Consider the following 26,337-nt stretch of genomic DNA (forward strand, 5'->3'; position numbering starts at 1 on the left):
CGTTGGCATGGCACCCCATGCTGCCCGCCAAACCCTATCTGCAAAGCGTCTGCATCCGCCCCGATGCCGAGGTGGACTACGACGCCTACCCCTACAACATCCCCGCCATCCGGGAGATGGGGCGGATGGAATTCCACCCGGACGTGACCTTTCTGGTGGGGGAAAACGGCTCGGGCAAGTCCACTCTGCTGGAGGGCATTGCCCTGGCCCTGGGGTACAGCCCGGAGGGCGGCACACGCAACTTCAGCCTGTCTTCTGCGGGTTCGGAATCCTCCCTGCATGAAGTGCTGCGGCTGGCGCGCAGCTTTCGCCAGCCCAAGGATGGGTATTTCCTGCGGGCCGAGAGCTTTTTCAATGTGGCTACCTACATGGACGAGGTGGGCTATCTGGACGGGTATGGCGGCAAGTCGCTGCATGCGCGCTCGCATGGCGAGGCTTTCATGGCGCTGCTCACGCACAAGTTCGAGGGCAAGGGCCTGTACCTGCTGGACGAGCCCGAGGCCGCCCTGTCGCCCAACCGCCAGCTGGCCGCGCTCTCGGCCATCCACCAGCTGGTGGAGGACAAATCGCAGTTCATCATCGCCACGCACTCGCCCATCCTGCTGTCCTACCCGCACGCGAAGATCATCCTGTTCGACGGCACGGGCCTGTCGGAGGTGGCCTTCGAGGACACCGAGCACTATGCGGTGACGCACGATTTCCTCAACAACTACCGGGCGCGGCTGGACCGCCTGCTGGACCAGGACTGAGCTTTTTGGCGCCTTGATAGACGTTTTTGCGATTAAGTCAGAACAATATATTCGTTTGGGTTTTAAAGCGCGGCTCGCAGAATGGCTCCATCAGACATTGACGGAGCACATCCATGGCCACCTTGCGACTCGGCGACACCGCCCCCGACTTCACCCAGGAATCCACCGCCGGCCCCATCCATTTCCATGAATGGGCAGGCGATTCGTGGGTGGTGCTGTTCTCGCACCCCGCCGATTTCACCCCCGTCTGCACCACCGAGCTGGGCAAGACGGCGGCCCTGGCCACCGAATTCGCCAAGCGCAAGGTCAAGCCCATCGCCGTGAGCGTGGACCCCGTGGATTCGCACAACCGCTGGGTGGGCGACATCAACGAAACGCAGAACACCACCGTCAACTTCCCCATCCTGGCCGATGCGGACAAGAAGGTGGCCGACCTGTACGACATGATCCACCCCAACGCCTCGACCACGGTCACGGTGCGCAGCGTGTTCATCATCGACCCCAAGAAGGTCATTCGCACCACTTTCACCTACCCTGCCAGCACGGGCCGCAATTTCGACGAGATCCTGCGCGTGATCGACTCGCTGCAGCTGACCGACAGCCACAAGGTGGCCACGCCCGCCAACTGGAAGGACGGCGACGACGTGATCATCGTGCCCAGCCTGCAGGACCCGGCCGAGATCGCCCAGCGTTTCCCCAAGGGCTTCAAGGCCGTGCGCCCCTATCTGCGCATCACACCGCAGCCCAACAAGTAAGCCAAGCAAGCCAGGCGGTGGCCTGCGGCGCGCGCCCCTGCTGCAACCAGCAGGGCAGGGCGCTGCCGGGGCCATGCCGGGCGGTACCAACGTGAACCCCACTTCCATCATCATCGTCCCCGGCTGGCGCGACTCCGGCCCCGGCCACTGGCAGAGCCTGTGGGCCGAGCGGCTGCCCAGCGCGCGCCGCGTGGTACAGGACGACTGGATCACCCCTACCCGCAACGCCTGGGTCGGCACGCTCGAAAAGACCGTGCTGACCGCGCCCCATCCGGTGGTGATCGTGGCGCACAGCCTGGGCTGTATCGCCGCCACCCACCTCGGGCCCGAGGCGGCGGCCCGCATCCAGGGCGCGCTGCTGGTGGCGCCGGCCGACCCGGAGCGCCGCGCCATCCTCAACGACTTTGCGCCGGTGCCCTACGCACAACTGCCTTACCGCAGCGTGGTGGTGGCCAGCAGCAACGACCCCTATTGCCCGATCCGCCTGGCCGGCGCATATGCCCGCGCCTGGGGCAGCGAGTTCGTGCGCATGCAGCAGGCCGGCCACATCAATGTGGAATCGGGCCATGGCGAATGGCCCCTGGGCTGGGCGCTGCTGCAGTCGCTGACGGGCGAGCAGGGCGGCGTCGCTGCGTCGCCCGCGCCAGCACCTGCCTGGCAGGCCTCGGCCTGAGCGTATCCGCGCCCGCACCGGGCCGCAGGCCGGTGCTGCCAATGCGACTACATCTTGTTTCTTTATTCCAAAATCCGATTAATTAACAAGAATGTATTCTTTTGAGTTTTAAGGCGCTGTGCGCACAATGTGGCATCTTCCGCTTTTCCTTACGGGCTACGCCACATGACTTCTTTGAAACTCAAGACTCTCCTGGCCACTCTGGCATTGACCGCGAGCGGCATGGCGCTGGCCCAGGACTCGCTGCTCAACGTGTCGTACGACGTGGCCCGTGAGTTCTACAAGGACTACAACGCCGCGTTCTCGGCCCACTACAAGAAGACCACCGGCAAGGACGTGAAGATCGACCAGTCGCATGCCGGCTCCAGCGCCCAGGCGCGCGCCGTGAACGACGGCCTGGCGGCCGACGTGGTCACCATGAACACGACCACCGACGTGCAGTTCCTCGCCGACAGCGGCGTGGTGGCCAAGGACTGGGCCAAGAAATTCCCGCACGACGCATCGCCCACCACCTCGACCATGCTGTTCCTGGTGCGCAACGGCAACCCCAAGGGCATCAAGGACTGGGACGACCTGATCAAGCCCGGCGTGCAGGTCATCGTGGTCAACCCCAAGACCGGCGGCAACGGCCGCTATGCCTACCTGGCTGCCTGGGGCGCCGTGCGCGAAAAGGGCGGCACCGAAGCGCAGGCCGCCGAGTTCGTGGGCAAGCTCTACAAGAACGTGCCCATCCTGGCCAAGGGTGGCCGTGACGCCACCGCCACCTTCCTGCAGCGCAACCAGGGCGATGTGCTGATCACCTTCGAATCCGAAGTGGTCTCCATCGACCGCGAGTTCGGCGCCGGCAAGGTCGATGCGATCTATCCGTCGGTCAGCGTGGTGGCCGAGAACCCCGTGGCCGTGGTCGAGCGCACCGTGGCCAAGAAGGGCACGGCCGCACTGGCCAAGGCCTACCTGGACTACCTGTACTCCGAAGAAGCCCAGGAGATCGCGGCCAAGCACGCCATCCGTCCGCGCTCCGAGACCGTGCTCAAGAAGTACGCCGATACCTTCAAGCCCTTGAAGCAGTTCACCGTGGCCAAGTACTTCGGTTCGCTCAGCGACGCCCAGAAGGTGCACTTCAACGACGGCGGCCAGTTCGACAAGCTCTACACGCCTGGCGCCAAGTAAACCATGACCGCTGCGACCTCTGTGGCCGCGCGGGGTGCCCTACAGGCCCCTGCGCCGGCCGGCCGGCGTGCGTCCAAACGGGTGCTGCCCGGCTTTGGCCTGACGCTGGGCTACACGCTGTTCTACCTGAGCATCATCGTGCTGATCCCGCTGTCGGCACTGATCTTCAAGACCTTCACCCTCACCTGGGACCAGTTCTGGGCGGCCATCAGCGCGCCGCGCGTGGTGGCCTCGTACCGGCTGACCTTCGGCGCCTCGTTCCTGGCGGCCATCGTCAACCTGTTCTTCGGCCTGCTCATTGCCTGGGTGCTGGTGCGCTACAAGTTTCCGGGCAAGAAGATCGTGGACGCGCTGGTGGACCTGCCCTTTGCGCTGCCCACGGCCGTGGCCGGCATCTCGCTAACGGCGCTTCTGGCCAGCAACGGCTGGGTCGGGCAGTACCTGGAGCCGCTGGGCATCCAGCTGGCCTTCAAGCCCGCGGGCATCGTGATCGCGCTGATCTTCATCGGCCTGCCCTTCGTGGTGCGCACGGTGCAGCCGGTGCTCGAAGACGCCGAAAAAGAGCTCGAGGAAGCCGCTACCTGCCTGGGCGCCACGCGCTGGCAGACCTTCACCAAGGTCATCCTGCCCTCCATCACCCCCGCGCTGCTCACCGGTTTTGCCATGGCGTTCGCCCGGGCCGTGGGGGAGTACGGCTCGGTGATCTTCATCGCCGGCAACATGCCCATGGTTTCTGAAATCACGCCGCTGATCATCATCGGCAAGCTCGAGCAGTACGACTATGCCGGCGCCACCGCCGTGGCCGTGGTCATGCTGGTGATCTCGTTCATCCTGCTGCTGGTCATCAACGCGCTGCAGGCCTGGCAGCGCCGTCACGCAGGAGCACCCGCATGAGTGGCAACAACTCCCGCACGGTGCGCCGTGCGCGCGCCGGCACGACCGAGGCGCCCTGGGTGCGCTACACGCTGATCACTGTGGCGCTGACCTTCATGCTGCTGTTCCTGGTGCTGCCGCTGGCCGCGGTGTTCGCCGAGGCGCTGCGCAAGGGCTTTGGCGCCTACCTCGATGGCCTGCGCGAGCCCGATGCCTGGTCGGCCATCAAGCTCACGCTGATCACTGCGCTCATCGCCGTGCCGCTGAACCTGGTGTTCGGCGTGGCGGCGGCGTGGTGCATCGCCAAGTACGAGTTCAAGGGCAAGGCCTTTTTGACCACGCTGGTGGACCTGCCGTTCTCGGTGTCGCCCGTGGTGGCCGGCCTGGTCTACGTGCTGATGTTCGGCGCACAGGGCTGGTTCGGCCCCTGGCTGCAAGCGCACGACATCAAGATCATCTTTGCCGTGCCCGGCATCGTGCTGGCCACCGTGTTCGTGACCTTCCCCTTCATCGCGCGCGAGCTGATCCCGCTGATGCAGGCCCAGGGCAACGACGAGGAGCAGGCCGCCATCGTGCTCGGCGCCACCGGCTGGCAGACCTTCTGGTACGTCACGCTGCCCAACATCAAGTGGGGCCTGCTGTACGGGGTGATCCTGTGCAATGCGCGCGCCATGGGCGAGTTCGGCGCAGTGTCGGTGGTCTCGGGCCACATCCGCGGCCAGACCAACACCATCCCGCTGCACGTGGAAATCCTCTACAACGAGTACCAGTCGGTCGCCGCCTTCGCCGCCGCCTCGCTGCTGGCGCTGCTGGCCCTGGTCACCCTGGTCATCAAGTCGATTGCCGAATGGCGCAACGAGCAGGACATGAAGGCCGCGGCCGAATTGCCGCCCGAGCGCCCCGCGCCCGCCGTGGCACCGTCCACGCGCTGAAGCAAGCAAGAAAGCACACACCATGAGTATCGAAATTCGCAACGTCAGCAAGCAGTTCGGCGACTTCCATGCGCTGCGCGACGTGAGCCTGGACATCGCCTCGGGCGAGCTGATCGCACTGCTCGGCCCCTCGGGCTGCGGCAAGACCACGCTCTTGCGCATCATCGCCGGCCTGGAGACGGCCGACGTGGGCACCATCCACTTCTCGGGCGAGGACACCACCGACGTGCACGTGCGCGAGCGCAATGTGGGCTTCGTCTTCCAGCACTACGCGCTGTTCCGCCACATGACCGTGTTCGAGAACGTGGCCTTCGGCCTGCGCGTCAAGCCGCGTGGCGAGCGCCCGAGCGAGGCCCAGATCAAGAAGAAGGTCACCGACCTGCTCAAGCTGGTGCAGCTCGACTGGCTGGCCGAGCGCTACCCCTCGCAGCTGTCGGGCGGCCAGCGCCAGCGCATTGCGCTGGCCCGCGCCCTGGCGGTGGAGCCCAAGGTGCTGCTGCTCGACGAGCCCTTTGGCGCCCTGGACGCCAAGGTGCGCAAGGAACTGCGCCGCTGGTTGCGCCGCCTGCACGACGAACTGCATGTGACCAGCATCTTCGTGACCCACGACCAGGAAGAAGCCCTCGAAGTGGCCGACCGCGTGGTGGTCATCAACCAGGGCCGCATCGAGCAGAGCGGCTCGCCCCAGCAGGTCTGGGACCACCCGGCCAGCCCCTTCGTCTACGGCTTCCTGGGCGACGTGAACCTGTTCCAGGGCCGCGCCCACGAGGGCCTGGTGCACCTCGACGGCATGCAGCTCGATGCCCCCGAGCACGCCGACGCGCAGGACACCAAGGCCTTTGCCTATGTGCGCCCGCACGACCTCGATGTGCAGCGCTACTCGCCGGGCGTGGGCGTCGATGCGGCGGGCCGCCCGACCGGCATCGTGGCGCAGCTGAGCCGTGCCATCGTGGTCGGCCCGATCGCGCGGCTGGAACTTATTCCGTCCGACGATCACAAACCAGCGGACAATTCGAATCCCGAGACGCTGATCGAGGCACAGATCCCCGCGCAGCAGTTCAAGGAGATGGGTTTCAAGGAGGGTGAGACGCTGGTGGTGACACCGCGCCGCGCCAAGGTTTTTCTGGACCACGCCGCCAACATCTGACGCTTGCCTTGTGGCCCCTCTGGGCACCTGGGGCAAACCGGGTGCGGGGCGGCCACAAGGACAAGAATGATGGTGTTGTTGAACTGGATCTATACGGCCCCGCGCCGCATCCTCGGGCTGATCAGCCTGGCCTGCGTGGCCATGCTGGCCTTCGGCATGTACCTGCAGCATGTGGTAGGGCTGGAGCCGTGCCCCATGTGCATCGTGCAGCGCTACGCGCTGATCGGCGTGGCCATCTTCACCGGCCTGGCCGCCGCACGCGACTCGCGCGGCTGGTGGATGTCGCTGGCCGGCATCGCCGTGCTCATCGCCGGCTTCGGCGCCTTCGTGGCCGCCCGCCAGAGCTGGCTGCAGTGGTACCCGCCCGAGGTCGCCACCTGCGGGCGCGACTTCTACGGCATGATCGAAAACTACCCCATCAGCCGCGCCATTCCCATGATCTTCCGCGGCTCGGGCGACTGCGCTGCCATCGACTGGACCTTCCTGGGCGGCTCCATCGCCAACTGGTCGTTCATCTGCTTCGTGGGCTTTGGCCTGGTGATGCTGGTGCTGCTGGCGCGCCACCTCAAGGGCGGGCGCCGCGGCGGGGCAGGGTACTCGATGGCTTGAGTCGGTCCGCACAATCTTCGGCCATCATGAAAAGGCGCTCTTCGGAGCGCCTTTTGTTTTTTTCGCTGGTGGTGGCTCATTCAGGTGCGGCCAATGTGCAGGTGACCCAGGCGTACGCAGCTACTTCATCCTCGCCTCACACACGCTCGCCATACTTTCAAGCACGGCCTCGCCCAGCTCCTTCGGGATCGGTCGGGGTTCGAAGCCAAGCCGCCCAGGCGGTTTTCGAGACACTTGTTGAGCGATAGAAACCCCCATGCTCTCATCCCTCACATTCACCCTGCTGCTTGCCATCTCATCACTTCCGGCGGTGGTGCCACGCCGGAAATACGCGGCGATCGGCCTTGTTCTGGCCTTCGCACTTTGGATCGCAGGCGGGGTGTATCTGCACAATGACCTGGCGAAGAACCCGAGCGGTGGAGACGGGCCGGCCTTCTTCGCCATTGCATTTCTGATTGGCCTGGGCCAAGGTGTCGTCCTTTTATCACTCGCCGGCCGCGTTCTGGCAGAGGTGCTGGTGTGGAGGATTGCTCCAAGCAATTGCCAGCGCGCGATCCCCTATTTGCTGGGCATCGGCACGGTACCTGTGGTGCTGGCGGTGCTTTCGGGGTTCAACCCCCTGCTGGTGGGCTTGGCGGCCATTGCGGGCTTTCCGCTTCTTTGGATGGGCATCGCCATGGCGTTGCTGCTCAAGCGCGCTTCCAGGCAGTTGCCGCTTCGTGCGTGACCGCGCCGCAGCCACCATGCAAAAGGCGCTCCTTGGAGCGCCTTTTCTTTTGGGGCGGGGAAGTCTTACTCCGCCTTGATCCCCGCGTCTTCAATCACCTTCTTCCAGCGCGCCGCCTCGCTTCGGGCATAGGCCATGGCCTCATCGGGTGTGCCGCCCGCGGGCTTGATGCTCAGCTCGGCCAGCTTGTCCATCGTCTGCTTTTCCTTGAGCACCGCGTTCAGCGAGGCATTGAGCTTGGCCACCACGTCCTTGGGCGTGCCCGCAGGCGCCAGCAGCGTGTACCAGACCACCAGCTCGAAGTCCTTGACGCCTTGTTCCGAGGCGGTCGGGAGGTCAGGGAACATGGGCGAGCGCTGCTGGGTGGTGATGGCCAGGTTGCGCAGCTTGCCGGTCTTGACCAGGGGCATGGCCTCGGGTGCCAGGATCAGCATGAACTGCACCTGCCCGGCCATGACATCCTGCACGGCCGGTGCGCCGCCCTTGTACGGCACGTGCAGGGCCTCGACCCCAGCGGCGCGCTTGAACAGCTCGGTGGCCAAGTGGTTGGGCGTGCCGTTGCCGGGCGAGGCATAGCTCTTGTCCGGGTTGGCCTTGAGGTAGCGCTGGAACTCCGGCAGGGTGTTGGCCGGCACGCCAGGGTTCACCACGATCATGGCCGGCACGTCGGCCACGCGGCCAATGGCCGTCAGCTCCTTGGTCGCATCGAACGACAGTTTGGGAAACAGCGTGGGGTTGATGGCCTGGGTGGTCATGGTCGACAGCAGCAGGGTGTAGCCGTCGGCCGGCGCCTTGGCCACCAGGCCTGCACCCACGGCCTCGGCGGCACCGGGCTTGTTGTCCACCACCACGGACTGGCCCAGGTTCTCGGACAGGCGCTGCCCGATGAAGCGGGCCAGCACGTCGGTGGTGCCGCCGGGCGCATAGGGCACGACGATCTTGACGGGCTTGGTCGGAAAGTCGGCGCCGTGCGCGGGCAGGGTGGCTGCGCACAGTGCCGTCAGGGCCAGTGCGATCTGGTGGAACACTTTCTTCATGGCTTTTGTCTCCTTGTGGTAATTGCTTTACTTGGCTTGCTTGCTTCAGGCGGCTTGCCCTTGCCGCACGATCTGGTCGATGAGCCGGTGCGTGGCCAGGGCCTCGGCACCCGTCACCGTGGGGGCCCGGCCCTCGGCCACGGCGCCAAAGAAGTCCCGGTGCAGGGCAATGTGCGCATCGGGCGAAAAGTCCATGATCGAATCGCCGCTGCCCGATTTCGACTCGCCGTCGAGGGTTTCGACGCGGCCGTCGTGGTACTGCACGCGCAGGTTGCCACCCTCCAGCGTGGCCGTGGCATGGCGGCACACCAGCTCTAGCACCTCGGCCCGGCCCGGGTACATGGCCGTGGTGGCCACCAGCACACCCGGCGCGCCATTGCCTAGGGTGAGCAGGGCGCTGGCGAAGTCTTCGGTCTCCATCTCGTGGATCGCCGTGGTCGCAATCTGCGAGGCCACCACGGCGCGCACGCCCACCAGGCTGCGGAACAGGTCGATCGCATGGATGGCCTGGGTCAGCAGCACGCCACCGCCATCGCGCGCCAGCGTGCCGCGCCCGGCCTTGGCGTAGTAGCCCTCTTGTGAACGCCACCAGGGCACCTGCAGCACGGCGCTCTGCACGGCGCCCAGCGTGCCGGCATCCAGCTGCTGCTTGAGGCGCTGCGCCCCCGGCCGAAAGCGGTGCTGCAGCACCACGCCCAGCTGCACACCATGGCTTGCAGCCTGGCCCACCAGTTCCTCGGCCCGGGCCAGGGTCACGTCCAGCGGCTTCTCCACCAGGGTGTGCTTGCCGGCCACCAGCGCGGCCGAGGCGATTTCCAGGTGCGTATAGGCCGGCGTCGCCACGATGACCGCCTCGACCAGCGGGTCGCCCAGGATCTCCTGCAGATCGCCCGTTACCCGGGTGCTCGGCGGCACCGCCGCCCGGGCCTTGTCGGGGTTGCTGCGGGCCAGCGCCCAGCGCAGGTCCACGCTGTCCGCCAGCGTGGCCAGACTCTGCAGGTGCGGCTCGGAGCCCGGGCCCACGCCCAGGAGTGCAATGCCCAGCTTCTTCATGGAGTGGTGCTCCCTGATGTAGCCAGCGCATCCGCCTCCAGCGCCAGCCGGCTCACGGCAAACACATGGTCCTGCGGCACGGCGTTGTCCGTGCGGTTCTGCACATCGGCGACCAGATCTCGGAAGAAGGTGATGGGCTCCCGGCTGCAGTCGATATGCCGCGTGCCCTTGCGGTCGCACAGAAACAGGTGCTCGCCGCCGGCGCGGCCCTCGATGTCCACGTACTTGCGTATCTCGATCGAGCCTTCGGTGCCGCCAATGAACAGGCGCCCATCGCCCCAGGTGGGCAGGCCATCCGGCGTGAACCAGTCCACGCGGATATAGCCACGCGCCGTGTTGTCGCGTGAGGCCAGCGCGATCTCGCCAAAGTCCTGAAAACTCACGGGCGTGGCCTGCCCGATGTGCGAGTGCACGGCATGGGCCACCGTGGCATCGGTCGAGCCGGTGAGCACTAGGAACTGGTCGATCTGGTGTGAAGCAATGTCCACCAGGATGCCGCCGTAATAAGCCTTGTCGAAGAACCAGGCCGGCCGGGTGGCCGCGTTCAACCGGTGCGGTCCCATGCTCAGGGTGTGGAACACCTTGCCCAGCGCGCCGTCCTGCACCAGCTTTTGGGCCATGGCCACTGAGGGCACGATGTGCCGCTCGGAAAAGCAGATCGCAAAGATGCGCCCGGTCTCGCGCACGGCGGCCTGCACCGCTGCCAGTTGCGCAAAGCTGGTCACGCCCGGCTTGTCGGTCAGCACGTCCTTGCCGCGCCGCATCGCATCGACGGCCAGCTCTGCGCGTCGTACTGGCACATCGGCCGTGACGATCAGCTGGATGGAGTCGTCATCGAGCAGCGCCTCTGCCGACTCCACGGCCTTCAGGCCGGGAAAGCGCGACTGGACGCCCTGCAGCACCAGCGGGTCGGCGTGCGAGGTGGCATAGCCGGCGCAGGTTGCGCCCGCGTCCAGCAGGCCCTGGATGAGGTGGTAGATATGGCGGTGCTCGATGCCCACCACGCCGAAACGGACCGTCATTGGGGCACCTCGGGCAGGGTTTCAAAAGGACCACGGACCACGAAGGACCCGCCTTGGTAGCGTGCCTCCGGCGAGCCGGGCAGGGCGGCCGGCAGCGCGCTGGCGCCTTCGAATGCCGCGGACGTATCCTGAGGCGCAAAGCCCAGGCGCGCCGCCTTGGCATTGCTCCACCACACCGAGGGGTTGGCCGACATGCCGTAGGCGATCAGGTGGCCGATCTCGGGCGCCAGCAGCGACCGGCCGACCAGCGCCTCCAGGTCGCCAAAGCTCAGCCAGGTCGATAGCATGCGCTGGTCCTTGGGCGCGGCATAGGCGCTGCCGATGCGCAGGCACACGGTCTCGATGCCATAGCGGTCGAAGTAAAAGCGCGACAGGTCTTCGCCAAACGCCTTGGAGATGCCGTAGTAGCCATCGGGCCGCCGCTCGCAGTCGGTCTGCAGGTGCTCGTCCTGCGGGTGAAAACCCACCACATGGTTCGAGCTGGCAAACACCACCCGCTTCACGCCATGCCTGCGCGCGCCTTCGTAGAGGTGGAAGGTGCCCCGGATGTTCGACTCGATGATTTCCTCGAACGGCCGCTCCACCGAAATGCCGCCCAGGTGCACGATGGCATCGCAGCCCGCCACCAGCGCATCGGTGCCCGCCTTGTCGGCCAGGTCGCAGACGACGACCTCGTCACTGCCTGACGCCTCCATCGGCTGGATATCTGAAACGCGCAGGACCGAGGCATGGCCCCGCATGGCCGGCCGCAGCACGCGGCCGAGCGCGCCGGCTGCGCCCGTCAAAAGCAGGCGCTTGAATGGACGTGAACTCAATGTTGTCTCCGTGTTCTTGTGTGACCTGCATCGCAGTGTTCACCCGTCCACGAGAAACGTCCATTCCCAATTTCGTTCAACTCCATACCTTTTCGGTAAGGAGTTTCCGAGAGTCAATCTGCGCCAGAGGCGCTGTAGTTCCGTACCGTCTCAAGCATCCGCTGCAGAAGTGGCGATGCCTCGTCCTTGCGGTAAAAGCAGTACAGGTCCATGGTCGCCTCGCCGCGCGCCGCCACCAGCGGCACATAGCGCACGCCGGGGAACTGCACGCTCAGCATGGAGTAGGGCACCACCGTCAGGCAGTTGCTGAAGGCGGTCAGCATCGTGGCCATGACCACATCGCTGGTCTGCGTGGCGATCTGCGGCTCAAAGCCTTCCTCGGCGCACAGCCGCAGCAGCGTGGCCGTGGCCGAAGGGGATGAGCCCACCGCCAGCGCATGGTTGCGCAGCAGAGAAACGGGGACCTTCTTGCGCCGCGCCAGCGGGTGGGTGTCCGACATCGCCACCCACAGCGGCTCGCTGGCCACGCGCTCCACCTGCAGGTCGCTGTCGGCCGGTAATAACCGCTCGAACACGATCAGCACCCGGCCCTGCCGCAGCGCAGTTACTTGCTGCGGCGTCTGCGCGTGGTACAGGGATATCTCCACATCGGGGTTCTCGCGCGAAAACCGCGCCAGGATGTTCGGCACGATGCCGAAGATGGCCGAGCCATACACCCCCACATCCAGCCGCCCCAGCTTGCCACGCGCCGCCCGGTGCGCCCGGTCCGCCGCCTGGTCCACCATGCCGAAGATGGCTTTGGCGTCGCGCAGCAGGGTCTCGCCCGCATGGGTCAGCACCATGCCGCGGGGAGTGCGCTCGAAGAGCTGCGCGCCGACTTCGGCCTCCAGGGCCTTGATCTGGCGGGTGAGCGGGGGTTGGGACAGGTGCAGGCGCTCGGCGGCACGGCCCAGGTGGCGTTCTTCCGCTACGGCTACGAAATAGGTTAGGCGGCGGAGGTCCATGGGGGAGTTGTGCGGCACGCTATTGCTGCATTCTGACTGACTCGGTGTTCTGACCAACTGACGATGGCCGATGCTACGATAGCTGCCAGAAGCGGCCAGCCGATTGCCAATTCCTACACGAATTACCACTTCTTTAGGCTGGGACGAGTCACCGCACGAAATCTTCTTGACAGGTACCCCGCTCCGACCCCGCCTCTTTTGTTTCAAAATGGGTCATTGCGACAAGGTCGACAAGGGAGGCCGCCCCTCCTTCGGTGATAGATAAGTAGTGACCCAGTTGCACTGGGACGAGTTGTTGCGCCAGTCGGTAAAACGCATGCATTAGCGAGACCAAGCGCTACCGCATGTCGTCGCGATGCGTCGCCTACCAACATAAGAGAACGAGCTAAAAGGCGTGAGAAGCACTGGATTTGAGTCGGAAGCGGCCCTCGTAAAGGCCATCATCGCCTGCGTAGCACGCGCAAGGCGTCAAGAATATCGCGTGGAGCTAGAGGTCGATGCCGGCGTGGGCGTCGCTGATCTTGTTCTAGCAAAACGTGCACCACGTAGCACTAAGGCATTGCGGATTGCCGCGATGGTTTCACCTCGTCTCGCCGTTCTCCTCAGACGGGGCGTAGGCGACACAATTAAGAGCCGGGCCGAGCTCGCAGCCGTTCTGGGCACTTCCGAAAGCGCAGCGCAGAGAGTCGTAGCGCAGTTGGCCGCAGCGGGCGTCGCCACGCAGTCAAAGAATTCGTTGTCCATCTCAGGCCTTCGCACGCCTCCATTCGAGCGGCTTATTGCGGTAGAGGCCAAGATAAGTGACTGGCAGCATGTGCTAGTCCAAGCATACAGAAATCTCCAGTTTGCAGATGAGTCCTGGGTCGTACTGGACCACGCCTTTGCACGGCCAGCCATTGTTCAGCTGGACCGTTTTCGAGTCGCTGGCGTGGGCCTAGCTTCCATTGAGCGCGGGCAAGGCCTGTTCATTCACAACACTGCCCTAACGCAAGGCCCTATGAGTCCCGCCAAGCGATGGCAGGCTCAGGCGGTGCTGTCGTCTCGCGCCCTTACCCGCAAGAGCGTCTCAGACGCCAGCTAGCACCTGTCGCCATTTTTGCAGGTGGCCAGCTTGTCCGTGCTTCTCAAGCGGCACACCCGCGCGGTCGATTTCTCGGTACGCCGCCAATGCCGCATCGATCTTGCGAATAAGCAATGTTCTACGCTCAGCGAGCGATAGAGGGCGAAGCTCGTCGATGTGGTCTTGCATGTTGCGAAAGTAGTGCTTGTATAGCGGCGACTGATTGAACGTCGGCTCGATCAAGCGAGCCAACGCCTCATCCGCCCAGGGCGTCGCCCTATAGGCCTGTTGCCAAACGCGCGGTGCCCTATCACGGATTCGCTTGGCATCTTCAAACTGCACCCAGTTGAGCAATCCAGCAAGGTAAATCCGGGCCTTTGGGCCACGCCGCTCCCCCTCCGATTCTAGGAATTTGTCCACCGAGAAGATGCGTGTGTTCTCGAACGCGCCCATGGTGATGGTGAGGTCACCGGCCGCGGAGTAGAGAAGTCCCTCAGTGTTTGTGTAGCCCAAGACCAGGCCAAGGCCGGTGTTCAACACATCGGAACAGAACGCCATGCAATCGCTTAGGAACTGCGCGTCTTGAACCTGCTTGGTGTTGCGCTCGTGCTCATACATCAAATAAACCTCGTCCACATTTGGGAAGGAGGTAATCCAGTTCAGGACGCGCCGGCGCCAGTCCGCGTCCTGGATCATGGGTGCCGTGAGTGCCACAGACAGGCACAGAGGACGATCCCCTGCATGCTCCATGAACGCGTCAATGGTGAACATCCGCTGTTGATCAAAGTACGACGGGTACATCTGGTTGATGTACCTAGTGGGCACGACGACCTTTCGGAATCCCTGGTCGATCTGAAAGTCGATGCAGGCTTTGGCAACCTCAGAGGCGTGCGCGACGAAAGTAGCAGTCTGAAACCCGCCATCGACCTGCTCCGGGAAGAAAGGATATGTCATCAGCTTCGGCTTGCGCGAGCTGGGCAGATAGAACTGAGGGTCAAAGATCGATGCAGAGCGAGTTGCAACCGGCAGCTTTTCCACCGTGGCCTTTGCCTGGTGAAGCGGGCTCAAGATCAGGCCGTCGCCACACCCGTCTGTCTGAAACGATTCGACATTCCAGTTGCTGTTGTGCCCGACCTGATGAAGTAATCCCAGCGCCATGTGTGCTCCCTTTTTAGATCGCCAGTATTTCTTGCAATTCTTCGATAAATAGCGCTGGAGTGCGCTGCCGCTGCCATGGCTCCTTCATCATTGCTCTAGCCACGAAGTCGGAGAAAGCCCGTGACGCACCCGCGACTTTCTCCAACGTCGGGGGCTCATATCCGGCGGCAGCAATCATGATTTCGTGCATCTGCATGCCCGGCTTTGAGGCGAATGGTTCTACGCCGGCCATGAGTCGGTACATAACCACGCCGATAGAGAAAAAGTCAGTCTTGAAGGTCACCGCCTCCTTCTCGTTAGCCATCTGCTCGGGTGCACCATACCCTGGCGTGAAAGGGCCAGGACCAGGACCGTCATGCGTCACCCCGGGTGCGCCAGTCTCCCGAACGATCCCGAGGTCAATGACCATAACCTCACCCGAGCGCTGGATCAGCAAGTTAGCAGGCTTAATGTCGCGATGTACGAACTTTCGATGATGAACCCAGAGCGGCAGCAGCGCGTTGGAGATTCCCAGCGCGAGCGTCGCGATACCTCTCTCATCACCTTTGTACTTATCGGCCATGTCGCAAAGCGGTGTTGAGTCGACGAATTCTTCGACTGAGACATATAACCGCTCGGCGAGGCGCTCATCGGTGACTGGGTTTTCCGTGAACAGGTTGCAAAACAACAGCTTAGGGAAGCTGGCTGGTCTGACATCCTCAAGGATGGCAGTTTCAGCTTGAAGTCTGGCCAAGGCGGTGTTGTCCGCACCGGACACCACCTTCACCACAATTTTGCCCCAAGCTTCCCAGCCGTGGAGGAACGGCCTCAAGTCCGGGTCGTCACCGTCTGGAGGTAGCACGTCTGCCGGAATGCTGGCGTCGACGAAGTGTGCCAAGTACACCACGCGCTGCCCCGACTCTGCGAGCGGCCTGTCGATCACAAGGCTCGGCAGGCATGCGAGTAGGTCATCGCGAAGCTGTAGAGAATCTCTCGGCACGGCGAGCCTCCTTGGCACTATCAAATTCCGGCCTCGGAGGACCGAGGGTAGCAGCGTAGACTTTTGGAACCGAAAATAACAGAATCGGATGCCGAGCGAGCTTGGAAACGTTTTAATTGCGATGTGTGCTGTATCGGACAATTCTGTCTGCGCAGTGGCACTCGTGGGTAGCAGCAATACACCTTGCCAACCTGAACCTATGTCGAGTTTCTTCACTGAGCGGACGGCGGAATACGCCATACTGCCGCCACTCATCTCATACCTGAGGCAGAGATTCGGTGCAGCTGTGCCGATGTACTTCTGGGCGACGCGCGAGGGAAACCGCGCCGCGCAGGAGCTGCACGCCAGTCAGCGTTTTCGGGTGTTGGTGGTGTTCGCTCGACGGCCTAAGGTTCTCGATGATTATCAGATGCTTGGGAAAATTAACCAAGAGCTGTTTGAGTTCGCAGACCGCGCAATCGTGCACGGTTTACCTAGCATCGCAGCCTTCCCGGCAGTCCGTGACCTCTTTGAACTTGGCAGCAACTTTCAAACCTACTGGTTTCCCCTTGCGGCACTGCCGCACAAAGGCGCGCTTTTCAAAGTCAACCTTTCAAGGCCAGATATCGGGCCAGAGCCGCTTGAGGGATGCCAACTGTCGTCCTGGGAGCTAGAAGATGTAGGTGACGCAGTAGCGGCAGCATCGGTGCTGATTTGGCGTGACGCAATGCGGGCGATCCGAGATGTCCGGCATGCCCACAGAGTCATACCCGGAGTTGGATTTATCGGCGGAGGCGGCAGCTACACGCCCGTCTACGTGCTGGTCCCAGCTTGATCCGCGATCCGTTAATTTAAGTGGGCCACGATCTGCTCATGGTCTCAATAGCCAAAAACTCATGAGGCCGCACGCGCGTAGAAAGCCGTTGGCTCCAATCGCTGCAAAGCGGCCATTCACCCCTTTGCAGCGATGACCGCCATTCAGGTGTCGCGACTGCAAGGCCATTATCGTTCCCTTGGCGACCGAGAGTGCTAAAGCCTGCCGACCAATGTGCTTCGTCCAGTCGGCACGGCGAGACTAGTTGGATCAGCCCAGACCATCGCCAGGCCGAGCACCTACGTTTACTGAGTCACTATCGCCTTGGCAATCACAGCGGCAAGCAACGACTCGCTGTTTGAACTCGTAAGCGTCAAAGGCGTTACCGGAAGCTGGCGCACGAATTCGTCGATGCATTCACCGGCCACTCGGCGAAATTCCGAATTCTGGTCGCGATTCGGACCAAGCGCCTGAGTGCTATCCAACTCGGTCACCACCAGAACGTCATACTCCGTTGAATACGCCCGCGCGACTTCCTTCAACTTCGACAGCCTGTCGGCATCTACTTGCCGCCCTGACACTGAGAGCGCTGCATCAAGGTAGCCGACAGCATCAGGAACAGGTCGGTCCACAATGATCACATCCGAGTGGAGGGAAAGTTCTGCCTCTTGTTTCATGCACGAAGCGATGATCCACAAGGTACTGTCAATGGTGTGCTCGGTGAGGATCGGAAATCCTGCGGCACGTGCTTCGGTCGCCAGACTTTGAACTTGTCCAACTTTTTTGCCGCGCGATTCCAGACTATCCTTGAGTGCAAGTGCGAAAGTGGACTTGCCCGTGGAATGCGTGCCGGCAATTCCAATTTTGAACACGCGTTTGGTCATATCAAAGATCCTTGGCTATCATCAAAAAGGCTGGCCTGTTGCACGGCAACAGATCGGCGTGACTTCGGCTCTCCCCCCAGCAGCCTGACAAAGACAAGCGCTGTTAGGGTTGCGTCATACAGCGCAGAATGAAGCTTGCCCTTGCTGATAGCCTCGGCCTCAGCTGTGCAACCCAGTTCCTGGCCTATGCGTTCAAGCGTGTAGCTCTCAAGGCCAGGCCGGAGAAACTTGGCCAGACGCAAGGTGTCAATGGCGTTGCCAGTCGACCATTTGGGCAGCGCGCGTGTAAGCGCATCAACTTCCACTCGAACGTTGTGTCCGACAACCGGGACGCGATCAAGCAATTCGACAACGTCGCTCGCGATGTCCTCGATAGACGGCGCTCCTGCGACGACTTCGTTTGTCAGTCCGTGAATGCGAGTGGCTAGGGGCTGAATCGCCTGTCGAGGTTTTATCAGCCATCGATAGGAACGCCCGGTCAATTGAAGGTCATCCACTTCAACCATCGAAAGCTCAATGATCTCAGGCGGCGTTGCGCCGTTGCCTTCAACATCGACTACCCAGAAACGATCATTTGCTAAAGCCATCCTAAATCCGCCCGTCCATGTCTATGAAGTGTATGAGGCTGTGCTCGATCATGCACTTGAAAGTTCAGCGAGTGCTGAACGAAGTAGCGCTGCTGCTCTGTGCTATCAGAGACATCAATCCTTCCTTCTTCAATGCGGATTGACTCTGGATCGAGACCTGCGAGCATAGCCAACGCATCAACTTCCGCCGCGCTTGGCGCGCGATGCGCCTCTTTGCAACGCGCCACCTGGGCCGGCGGGCAGATGTCACAGATCTCCTTGACGCCAAAGTGGCCGTTGTAGTCAGACGTAGCATGCGCGAATCCAACTCCACAGGATGTCTTCCGAAATATCGGCTTGCCAGCGAAAGCGGAGAGAACCCGCTGTTCAATCTCACTTGGAAGGATCTTGCGCCGCGCGATTTGCTCGTACAGATCAGCCACGCCCAACGAACGGAAATGGGCTCTGATCTGATCACGGAAGAACAAGCCAGTAAATACGGTGGCATGCGCGTGCTGAGCTAGCTCGGCCGCGCGGCTGATGTGTTCAACCGAATCGTTAAACCCGGCGATGAGCGGCCGCCAATAAAGCACACAGCGCGTCTTCAAGGCGTGGGCATACAAGGTTCGAAGCGATGATTCAGCAATTGCACTTTCAACGGGCTCAATGCGGTGATCATCGATGCCTGACCAAGTCACAAGCACGGTGACTCGCAGATGTTTCAGTGCGTCCAGTCGAGCCACGTCATCTGCGCATACGTGCCAGCGCGTGATGATCAGGACCAAGTTGGTCAGCCCTTTGGCATCGAGCAACTCAAGCGTCGAGAACAAGTGATCTTTCACACCAGGCAGAAACGGATCCGTTGCTCGATTGAAGATTTGGAGTGGCGTCCGGTGTGGCACAAATGCATAGTGCGCCAGGAGGCATTCCACAGCGAGCTTGTCTTCCATGACAAGGTGCGGCTGCTTCATCTCGAAGTTCCCAAATAGATGACGTACACAGTAGCCGCAGTCTAGAGGGCATCCGACGACGTGATTGAGGCTCAGTCCGGACTTACGGTAGTCCACGACATTCCTTAACCCTACGTGGAGGGACTCGTCAGCGCGTCTCAGCTTTATCAATATCGCTCCTGCCTATTATTGATCTACTGTATAGGCGGGACGCCACATTCCGGACATCTCGGACGTCGGTATAGCCTCCCTTAACCAAGCTACAGTTCTCTTTCTGACTGCGTTTAAGGCCTGTCTTCAATCTAGCTTACACCTCTTTGACGATTGCCGCCTCTGTGGCCTGCCCTGAAAATTTTGCAACGCTCGATGATGGCGTTGCGCAACTGCGCTGGCTATAGACCAGTCAGCGCTTGGCCGAGAGCGGCGCCTTGCAGATGCCACCGTGGCGCGGCGGCGGTGCCTGGCACACCAGCACCATGCGGGCCGAAAAACTGCCATTGCCCACCCCGCTAGACGAGCCGCGTATCCACGGGGCTTGCTCGCGGACGCGGGCCAGCGCGGCCTTGGCGTCGGCGTCGCTGGCGCGGCCTTCCAGCAGCACCTCGCCGCCTTCGCGCAGCTGCAGCCGAGTCAGCTCCACCTGCGGGCCCAGCAGGGGCAGCAGCTCGCCGCGGATCTGCTCCTCTGTGTAGGCGCTGCTGCCACCGTTGCCCGGCAGGCAGACGCTGGGCTCGCCCGGCGCCTGGCAGGCTAGGTCGACCAGCACCCGAAAGGCCACTTGCGCACCCTGGGGGCGGGTGTAGGCCACCTGGGCATAGATCACATCGGGCGAGCGGCCCAGCGACTGCACCAGCGTGCGCACGGCCGCCACGTCGGGTGCTGTGCCTTCCATTGCGCCACCGGCCTTGTGCAATTGCACCGAGGCCAGTTCCACGCCAGGGGGCAGGTAGGGGCGGAAACCGTCGGCCACCAGCTGGCGCGGTGCGGTGGCTACCAGCGCTCCGGGCGCCAGCGCGGCGGGCCCAGGGGAGGGCAGCACCGGCGGCGGGCCGGCGCGGCCCAGCACCTCGTCGCGCAGGGCCTGCGCCTCGCGGCGGATGTCCGGCGTCAGCGCCATGGCGTGCACCCGGCTGGCGGGTATGTCCAGCGCCTCCAGCGAGCCGTCGATCCAGATCGGGTACAGCTCGGCCAGATTGCCGGGGGCCCGGGCGGGCTGGTAGTAGCCCGCCTTGGTGTCGGGGCCGATGCGGATGGAGTAACGCGCCCCGGGGGTGAGGCTGCTCACGCCGATGTGCCGGGCGTTCATTTCGTGGAACAGCATGGCGGTGCTGCTTTGGGTGCTTGTGAGTTGCAGCCACTGCACCTGGCCGGTGCCACCGGCCAGTGCACCGGCGTTGGATTCCACGCTCAGCAAGCCCATCTTCACCTCTTCAAACCACACGTGCAGTTGCGAGCTGGGGTTCAAGAAGACGCGCATCGCCGGCTGCTCCACCCGGTCGAACAGGTAGGTGGCACGGTCGCCACTGAGGAGAAAATAGTCCGCCGTGGCCACCTGGAGCGTGAGGCAGGGCGTGCCGCGGGGCTGTTGCTGCTGCGCACCGCCGCGCACGCACAGCACCACGTCGCGCGGCATGGCCTTGTCGCCTGGTATGTAGTTGTCCTCGCCCACGTCCACCTTGTCGCGCGGGCCGATCAGCCGGTTGTCTGGCCCTGACACCAGGCGCACCGTGCAGCCCTCGGCCACGATGCGCAGCTGCCGCAGGTTGCCCAGTTGCCCCGAAGCGGGGTCCCACACCCGGTCGCGCGACTCGCGCACTAGGCGCGACTTTTCGATCAGGGTGTCCGGCATGTCGGGCAATGGCGCCGCAGCGGCGGACATGCCTATGCCCAGGGCCAGTGCCGTCAGGCCGGCGCGCAGATAGGAGGGCGAGAGCATGCCGGCATTGTGTGCCGTTATCGGACTTTCAGGCCGCGCTGACGGGCCGCTAGGCGCTTTCGGGGGGCGGAAACACCACACCCTTGGTGCCATCCAGCCAGGCGTCAAACTTGGGCATTACGCCCTCGAAAAGCGTGCTCGCCTGCCACTGCGCGAGCCAGGCCTGCAGCTTGGGCCAGGGCTGCGCCGCCCACCAATCGGCATCAATGCCCGCAAACTGCCGCACAAAGGGCGCAATCGCCATATCGGCCAGCGCTGCATGGTCCCCAAACAAAAACGGCTGGCCCACCAGCCGCGCCTCCAGCCCCTGAAGCCATTCCACGGCCTGCACCCGCGCCTGGGTACCATCGGCCTCCGGATACCGGCTCGGATACTTGCACCGGTCCAGCGCCTGCTTGAACGTACCATCGCACTCGGCAATCAGCGCCAGCATGGCAGCCTCATCGCCCTGGCTCGGCGTAAGCCAGCCTTCGGGATCGCTGCGCTCCAACGCCCAGCGCATGATGTCCAGGCTTTGCTCCAGCACCGTGCCATCGGGCAGCACCAGCACGGGCACCGTCGCTTTGGGCGATGCCTGCAGCAGGCCCTGGGGTTTATTGCGCAGCACCACCTCGCGCAGCTCGCACACCTGGCCGCTCACGGCCAGGGCCAGGCGGGCGCGCATGGCATAGGGGCAGCGGCGAAAGGAGTAGAGGACAGGCAGGGCAGTGGTGCTCATGCGGGTTCGTCCCCGCCACTGGCCGTGGTGGCGCGTGCAGGTGTGCCCGGCTGGCGGGCGCCGATGTGTTCTTCGCCGCGCGCCTTGGCCAGCTGCATCTGCCGCTCGCGCTCGGCCAGGGCCTGCTCCTGCTCGGGCGTGCGCGTGCCGTGGCAATACGGACAGCTCACGCCGGCCACATAGTGGGGCGAGGCCAGTTCGGCCGCGCCCAGGGGCATGCGGCAGGATCGGCACAGCTGGTGGTGGCCCGGCGCCAGGCCGTGGCCCACCGAGACCCTCTCGTCGAAGACAAAACAGTCGCCATGCCAGAGGCTGTCTTCCTCGGGCACCGTCTCCAGGTACTTGAGGATGCCGCCTTGCAGGTGGTACACCTCGTCGAAGCCCTGGGACTTGAGCAGCGCGGTCGATTTCTCGCAGCGGATACCGCCGGTGCAGAACATGGCCACGCGCGGCTTGCCGGCCAGGGCGCCGCCGGGCTGCGATTGCGCCTCCACCCAGGCCGGAAACTCGGCAAAGCTCCTGGTGTGCGGGTTGATGGCGCGCTCGAAGCTGCCGATGCCCACCTCGTAGTCGTTGCGCGTGTCCACCACCACCACGGCGGGGTCGGCGATCAGGGCGTTCCAGTCCTCGGGCTTGACGTAGGTGCCGGCGTTGCGCGCCGGGTTCAGGCCGGGTACGCCCAGGGTGACGATTTCGCGTTTCAGGCGCACGCGCATGCGGTAGAAGGGCTGGCGCTCGCCCAGGGCCTCCTTGTGCTGCAGGGCGGCAAAGCGCGCATCGCTGCGCAGCCAGGCCAGCACGGCCTGCACGCCTTCGGGTGGGCCGGCAATGGTGCCGTTGATGCCTTCGGGCGCCAGCAGCAGCATGCCGCGCACGCTGTGCGCCTCGCACAGCGCCTGCAAAGGGGCGCGCAAATCCTCGAAGTCGGGCAGGTCGACAAACTGGTACAGGGCGGCGGTGAGGATGGGGGGCGTGACGGACTGCACGGAGGCGGGTGTAAAACTGGACAGAAAGGACTGATGATAGCGGTCACTTTTGGTTACGATGGGTGGTCGCCAACGTTGCAGCCAGGGTCGCTTCATGAGCAAGGAATCCACCGTCCACCTTTTTCGCCGGCTCGAGCAGCTCAACGGCATCGGTGCGGCGCTTTCGCGCGAGCGCGACATCGACCGGCTGCTGGAGAACATCCTGGAGGCTGCCAAGGCCATCACCGGGGCCGATGGCGGCACGCTCTACAGCGTGACGGAGGACGAATCCGCGCTGCGCTTCGAGATCGTGCGCACCGATTCGCTCGACATCCGCCTGGGTGGCACCACGGGCCGGCCCATCGATTTCCCCCAGCTGCCGCTGCGCAATGCCGATGGCACGCCCAACGATTCGCTGGTGGCGGCCTATGCGGCCATCCACGACCGCACGGTGAACGTGGCCGACGCCTACAGCGAAGAGGGCTTCGACTTCTCGGGCACGCGGCTGTTCGACCAGCGCACGGGCTACCGTTCGCAGTCCTTCCTCACGGTGCCCATGCGCAACCATGACCGTGAGCTCATCGGCGTGTTGCAGCTCATCAATGCGCGCGACCCCGTGAGCGGGGAGGTCACCGAGTTCTCGCTGGCCGACCAGAGCCTGGCCGAATCCCTGGCCTCGCAGGCGGCCATTGCGCTGACTAACCGGCTGCTGATCACCCAGCTCGAGCGGCTGTTCGAGTCGTTCGTGAACCTGATCAACCTGGCCATCGACGAAAAGTCGCCCTACACCGGCGGCCACTGCCAGCGCGTACCGGCCCTGACCATGATGCTGGCCGAGGCCGTGAACACCACGCGCGAGGGGCCGCTGGCGGACTTCACCATGACCGAGCGCGACCGCTACGAGCTCAAGATGGCCGGCCTGCTGCACGACTGCGGCAAGATCACCACGCCCGTGCACGTGGTGGACAAGGCCACCAAGCTACAGACCCTGTACGACCGCATCGGCCTGGTGGACACGCGCTTCGAGGTGCTCAAGCGCGATGCCGAGCTGGCCGCCCTGCGCCGCCAGCTGGCGCTGCGCCCCGTGGTGGACGCCGCGGCCGAGGCGCAGGAGCTGCAGGGGCTGCAGAGCAGCATCCACACGCTGGAGGAGGAGCGCGAGTTCATGCGCCGCTGCAACCAGGGCGCCGAGGCCATGCGCGCCGAGGACCAGCAGCGCGTGCGCGACATCTCGGCCGCGCGCCAGTGGCGCAACCCGCAGGGCGTGCAGACCAGCTTTCTCACGGCCGAGGAGGTGGAGAACCTGACCATCCGCTCAGGCACCCTCACACAGGCCGAGCGCGACACCGTGAACTACCACATCGTCGCCACCATCAAGATGCTGGAGACGCTGCCCTGGCCGCGCCATTTGAAGAACGTGCCCGAGTACGCGGGCGGCCACCACGAGCGCATGGACGGCAAGGGCTACCCGCGCGGCCTCACGCGCGACCAGATGTCGGTGCAAGCCCGCATGATGGGCATTGCCGACATCTTCGAGGCGCTCACCGCCGCCGACCGGCCCTACAAGAGCGGCATGACGCTGTCGCAGGCGCTGGCCATCATGTGCAAGATGCGCGACAACGGCCACATCGACCCCGACCTGTTCCAGGTGTTCGTGCGCGAGGGCGTGTATGCGCGCTACGGGCAGGAGTTCCTGGAGCCAGCCCAGGTGGACGAGATCCCGGCCGAGGTGATTGCCAAGGCCCTGGGCTGAAGCTTTGTTTACGCCGCCTGCGCGGCGGCTCCCACCTGCGCCATCAGCCAATCGTGGAAGGCCTCCATGGCCGGGCTGGCCGTGCGTGACTTCAGGCGCGTGAGCCAGTAGGCGCCGTGCTGCAGCTCCAGCGCAAACGGGCGCACCAGGCGGCCTTGCTGCAGTTCGCGCGTGAACATGCTCACCGGCAGCAGTGCCACGCCAGCGCCCTGCACGGCGGCCTCGGCCAGGGTCAGGGACGAGTCGAACACGGCGCCGCGCACCACGGGGCAGGGCGCGCCCGCGGCCTCGAACCAGGCCGCCCATTCGTCCACGCGGTAGGTGCGCAGCAGCGGTTGGCGCGCCAGGTCGGCCGGGTGGCGCAGGTGGTGGGCCAGGGCCGGCGCGCACATGGCCGTCATGGGGGCGTGCAAGATGCACTGGGCCTCGGTGCCGTGCCAGGCACCGTCGCCAAAGCGGATCGCATAGTCCAGCCCTTCGCCGGCCATGTCCACCCGGTTGTTGTGGGTGAGCAGGCGCAGGTCCACGAAGGGGCAGGCCTGCTGAAAGTCGCGCAGCCGCGGCAGCAGCCAGCCCACGGCAAAGGTGCCGACCACGCCCACCGTGAGCACCTCGCGCGGGCGCGCGTCGCTCACATGGTCCAGGGCGGCTGCAATGCGCTCGAAGGCCTCGCTGAGCACCGGCAGCAGCGCCTGGCCCTCGTCGGTGAGCGCCAGGCCCCGGGGCAGGCGGCGAAACAGCGGCTTGCCCAGCCGGTCCTCCAGGTTGCGGATGTGCTGGCTCACGGCCGTCTGGCTCACGTTGAGCTCGTCGGCGGCGCGCGTCAGGTTCAGGTGGCGGGCCGACACCTCGAAAGCGCGCAGGGCGTTGAGCGGCAGGTGCATGGCAGTAGTGGGTATTGGAGCGGGCAACAAAACTCAGCGAAGCGGTTCTGGCTAGGCGCTGCGTCGCAGGCAGTACGGTAGTACGACAAGACGCGGCAACGACGCCAGAAGAGTTTTGTTGACCGCTCCAAGTTTTTCTTGGGTCTCGGGGCGATTATTGTCGATAGTGCATTGGGCCTGCCACCGGTATCGTTGCGCCTGTTCCGACAACAACCCTACAGGTAAGAGAATGCAACGACGCAACTTTGTGGCCGCCATCGGCCTGATTCCCTTGGCCACCCTGGCCCAGACCAGCCCGCAGAAAAACAGTGGCTCTGCGGCCGACGCCGCCTGGCTGGCCGACCTCCAGCGCATCGAGGCCAGCGTGGGCGGCCGTGTGGGCGTGGCCGCGCTCGACACCCATACCGGCCGGCAGATCGCCCACCGCGGCAGCGAGCGCTTTCCCATGGCCAGCACCTTCAAGCTGCTGCTGGCCGCGCAGACCCTGCGCCGCGTGGACCAGGGCCACGACAAGCTGGACCGCCGCATCACCTACGCCCGGAAGGACCTGGTCACCCATTCGCCCGTGACCGAGCCGCACGCCGATGGTGCCGGCCTCACGGTGGAGGAGCTGTGCGCAGGCACCATGACCCTGAGCGACAACACCGCCGCCAACCTGCTCTTGGCCAGCAATGGCGGCCCACCGGCACTCACGGCCTACGTGCGCTCGCTGGGCGACAGCATCACCCGGCTGGACCGCAACGAGCCTTCGCTCAACGAGGCCAGGCCCGGCGACCCGCGCGACACCACCACGCCCGTGGCCATGGTGCACTGCATCCAGGCCCTGGCGCTGGGCCAGGCCCTGTCACCGGCCTCGCGCGAAAAGCTGCAGGGCTGGCTGCTGGCCAACAAGACGGGCGACAAGCGCCTGCGCGCCCGCCTGCCCGAGGGCTGGAAGGCGGGCGAGAAGACCGGCACCGCATCGCGCGGCACCAGCAACGACGCCGGCGTGTTCTGGCCGCCCGAGCGCAAACCCATCGTGGTGAGCTGCTACCTGACCGGCGGTGAGGCCCCGCCCGAGCAGCGCGATGCGGCCATGGCCGAGATCGGCGCGCTGGTGGCGCAATGGGCCCTGGCGGCGTAATG

26 protein-coding genes are annotated in these 26,337 nt (G+C 64.3%); 12 read left to right on the forward strand and 14 right to left on the reverse strand.

Going from position 1 to position 26,337, the window contains the following annotated elements; all coding sequences use genetic code 11:
• The first annotated feature begins 17 nt into the window (after nt 1-17).
• From AC07PF_RS25085 to AC07PF_RS25125, 9 genes are all read left to right on the forward strand, one after another.
• Nucleotides 18-749: an AAA family ATPase gene (locus AC07PF_RS25085; RefSeq protein WP_494613666.1), complete on the forward strand. Its 732-nt coding sequence runs from the start codon at nt 18-20 to the stop codon at nt 747-749.
• A 113-nt stretch (nt 750-862) separates the two neighbouring features.
• The gene (locus tag AC07PF_RS25090; RefSeq protein WP_007857275.1) at nt 863-1,504 is read left to right on the forward strand and encodes a peroxiredoxin; all 642 of its coding nucleotides are present in this window, start codon (nt 863-865) and stop codon (nt 1,502-1,504) included.
• 73 nt (nt 1,505-1,577) lie between these two features.
• Nucleotides 1,578-2,177 (forward strand): RBBP9/YdeN family alpha/beta hydrolase, encoded by a 600-nt coding sequence (locus AC07PF_RS25095; RefSeq protein ID WP_494613667.1) that lies wholly within the window; start codon nt 1,578-1,580, stop codon nt 2,175-2,177.
• A 165-nt stretch (nt 2,178-2,342) separates the two neighbouring features.
• Nucleotides 2,343-3,347, forward strand: coding sequence for a sulfate ABC transporter substrate-binding protein (locus AC07PF_RS25100; RefSeq protein WP_007857277.1), 1,005 nt, complete (start codon nt 2,343-2,345; stop codon nt 3,345-3,347).
• Nucleotides 3,348-3,350: 3 nt separating this feature from the next.
• Nucleotides 3,351-4,241: a sulfate ABC transporter permease subunit CysT gene (gene cysT, locus AC07PF_RS25105; RefSeq protein WP_007857278.1), complete on the forward strand. Its 891-nt coding sequence runs from the start codon at nt 3,351-3,353 to the stop codon at nt 4,239-4,241.
• Nucleotides 4,238-5,152 (forward strand): sulfate ABC transporter permease subunit CysW, encoded by a 915-nt coding sequence (cysW, locus tag AC07PF_RS25110; protein WP_007857279.1) that lies wholly within the window; start codon nt 4,238-4,240, stop codon nt 5,150-5,152. Before cysT ends, cysW begins: the two co-directional genes overlap by 4 nt.
• 22 nt (nt 5,153-5,174) lie before the next feature.
• On the forward strand, nt 5,175-6,299 hold the full coding sequence (locus tag AC07PF_RS25115; protein WP_007857280.1) for a sulfate/molybdate ABC transporter ATP-binding protein: 1,125 nt from the start codon (nt 5,175-5,177) through the stop codon (nt 6,297-6,299).
• Nucleotides 6,300-6,371: 72 nt separating this feature from the next.
• The gene (locus tag AC07PF_RS25120; RefSeq protein WP_494613757.1) at nt 6,372-6,908 is read left to right on the forward strand and encodes a disulfide bond formation protein B; all 537 of its coding nucleotides are present in this window, start codon (nt 6,372-6,374) and stop codon (nt 6,906-6,908) included.
• 256 nt (nt 6,909-7,164) lie between these two features.
• Nucleotides 7,165-7,635, forward strand: coding sequence for a hypothetical protein (locus AC07PF_RS25125; protein WP_494613668.1), 471 nt, complete (start codon nt 7,165-7,167; stop codon nt 7,633-7,635).
• A gap of 65 nt (nt 7,636-7,700) precedes the next feature.
• Here the strand turns inward: AC07PF_RS25125 and AC07PF_RS25130 are convergent, their stop codons facing one another.
• From AC07PF_RS25130 to AC07PF_RS25160, 7 genes are all read right to left on the reverse strand, one after another.
• Complete coding sequence (locus AC07PF_RS25130) at nt 7,701-8,672, reverse strand: Bug family tripartite tricarboxylate transporter substrate binding protein (RefSeq protein WP_494613669.1); 972 nt, start codon at nt 8,670-8,672, stop codon at nt 7,701-7,703.
• Nucleotides 8,673-8,717: 45 nt separating this feature from the next.
• Nucleotides 8,718-9,725, reverse strand: coding sequence for a Gfo/Idh/MocA family protein (locus AC07PF_RS25135; protein WP_494613670.1), 1,008 nt, complete (start codon nt 9,723-9,725; stop codon nt 8,718-8,720).
• A complete protein-coding gene (locus AC07PF_RS25140; protein ID WP_494613671.1) occupies nt 9,722-10,747 on the reverse strand; it encodes a Gfo/Idh/MocA family protein in 1,026 nt (341 codons plus the stop codon). The genes AC07PF_RS25135 and AC07PF_RS25140 overlap by 4 nt, the downstream gene beginning before the upstream one ends.
• Nucleotides 10,744-11,562, reverse strand: coding sequence for an NAD-dependent epimerase/dehydratase family protein (locus AC07PF_RS25145; protein WP_007857285.1), 819 nt, complete (start codon nt 11,560-11,562; stop codon nt 10,744-10,746). The genes AC07PF_RS25140 and AC07PF_RS25145 overlap by 4 nt, the downstream gene beginning before the upstream one ends.
• Before the next feature lie 113 nt (nt 11,563-11,675).
• Complete coding sequence (locus AC07PF_RS25150; protein ID WP_494613672.1) at nt 11,676-12,566, reverse strand: LysR substrate-binding domain-containing protein; 891 nt, start codon at nt 12,564-12,566, stop codon at nt 11,676-11,678.
• Nucleotides 12,567-13,632: 1,066 nt separating this feature from the next.
• Nucleotides 13,633-14,784: a hypothetical protein gene (locus tag AC07PF_RS25155; protein ID WP_494613673.1), complete on the reverse strand. Its 1,152-nt coding sequence runs from the start codon at nt 14,782-14,784 to the stop codon at nt 13,633-13,635.
• A 13-nt stretch (nt 14,785-14,797) separates the two neighbouring features.
• On the reverse strand, nt 14,798-15,763 hold the full coding sequence (locus tag AC07PF_RS25160) for a serine/threonine protein kinase (protein ID WP_494613674.1): 966 nt from the start codon (nt 15,761-15,763) through the stop codon (nt 14,798-14,800).
• Between the two features lie 199 nt (nt 15,764-15,962).
• Here AC07PF_RS25160 and AC07PF_RS25165 point away from each other — a divergent pair, with 199 nt between their 5' ends.
• Nucleotides 15,963-16,577, forward strand: a complete 615-nt coding sequence (locus AC07PF_RS25165) for a hypothetical protein (RefSeq protein WP_494613675.1) — start codon at nt 15,963-15,965, stop codon at nt 16,575-16,577.
• Nucleotides 16,578-16,861: 284 nt separating this feature from the next.
• Here AC07PF_RS25165 and AC07PF_RS25170 read toward each other — a convergent pair whose 3' ends face one another.
• From AC07PF_RS25170 to trhO, 6 genes are all read right to left on the reverse strand, one after another.
• The gene (locus tag AC07PF_RS25170; protein ID WP_494613676.1) at nt 16,862-17,440 is read right to left on the reverse strand and encodes an AAA family ATPase; all 579 of its coding nucleotides are present in this window, start codon (nt 17,438-17,440) and stop codon (nt 16,862-16,864) included.
• Nucleotides 17,437-18,027 (reverse strand): 3'-5' exonuclease, encoded by a 591-nt coding sequence (locus AC07PF_RS25175; RefSeq protein ID WP_494613677.1) that lies wholly within the window; start codon nt 18,025-18,027, stop codon nt 17,437-17,439. Before AC07PF_RS25175 ends, AC07PF_RS25170 begins: the two co-directional genes overlap by 4 nt.
• Nucleotides 18,018-18,977 (reverse strand): hypothetical protein, encoded by a 960-nt coding sequence (locus tag AC07PF_RS25180; RefSeq protein ID WP_494613678.1) that lies wholly within the window; start codon nt 18,975-18,977, stop codon nt 18,018-18,020. The genes AC07PF_RS25175 and AC07PF_RS25180 overlap by 10 nt, the downstream gene beginning before the upstream one ends.
• 382 nt (nt 18,978-19,359) lie before the next feature.
• Nucleotides 19,360-20,892: a hypothetical protein gene (locus AC07PF_RS25185; protein WP_494613679.1), complete on the reverse strand. Its 1,533-nt coding sequence runs from the start codon at nt 20,890-20,892 to the stop codon at nt 19,360-19,362.
• Between the two features lie 49 nt (nt 20,893-20,941).
• On the reverse strand, nt 20,942-21,610 hold the full coding sequence (locus AC07PF_RS25190) for a glutathione S-transferase (protein ID WP_494613680.1): 669 nt from the start codon (nt 21,608-21,610) through the stop codon (nt 20,942-20,944).
• Nucleotides 21,607-22,596 carry an oxygen-dependent tRNA uridine(34) hydroxylase TrhO gene (trhO, locus tag AC07PF_RS25195; RefSeq protein WP_494613681.1) on the reverse strand — a complete coding sequence of 330 codons (990 nt, stop codon included), beginning with the start codon at nt 22,594-22,596 and terminating at the stop codon, nt 21,607-21,609. Before trhO ends, AC07PF_RS25190 begins: the two co-directional genes overlap by 4 nt.
• A gap of 94 nt (nt 22,597-22,690) precedes the next feature.
• Between trhO and AC07PF_RS25200 the strand changes: the two genes are divergently transcribed.
• On the forward strand, nt 22,691-24,328 hold the full coding sequence (locus AC07PF_RS25200; RefSeq protein WP_494613682.1) for an HD domain-containing phosphohydrolase: 1,638 nt from the start codon (nt 22,691-22,693) through the stop codon (nt 24,326-24,328).
• Between the two features lie 8 nt (nt 24,329-24,336).
• On the opposite strand, the gene AC07PF_RS25205 is transcribed toward AC07PF_RS25200, so the two are convergent.
• Nucleotides 24,337-25,212 (reverse strand): LysR family transcriptional regulator, encoded by an 876-nt coding sequence (locus tag AC07PF_RS25205; protein WP_494613683.1) that lies wholly within the window; start codon nt 25,210-25,212, stop codon nt 24,337-24,339.
• 229 nt (nt 25,213-25,441) lie between these two features.
• Between AC07PF_RS25205 and bla the strand changes: the two genes are divergently transcribed.
• Nucleotides 25,442-26,335 (forward strand): class A beta-lactamase, encoded by an 894-nt coding sequence (gene bla / locus AC07PF_RS25210; RefSeq protein WP_494613684.1) that lies wholly within the window; start codon nt 25,442-25,444, stop codon nt 26,333-26,335.
• The last annotated feature ends 2 nt before the right edge of the window (nt 26,336-26,337 follow it).

It is taken from the genome of Acidovorax sp. GW821-FHT10A04 (assembly GCF_059415825.1).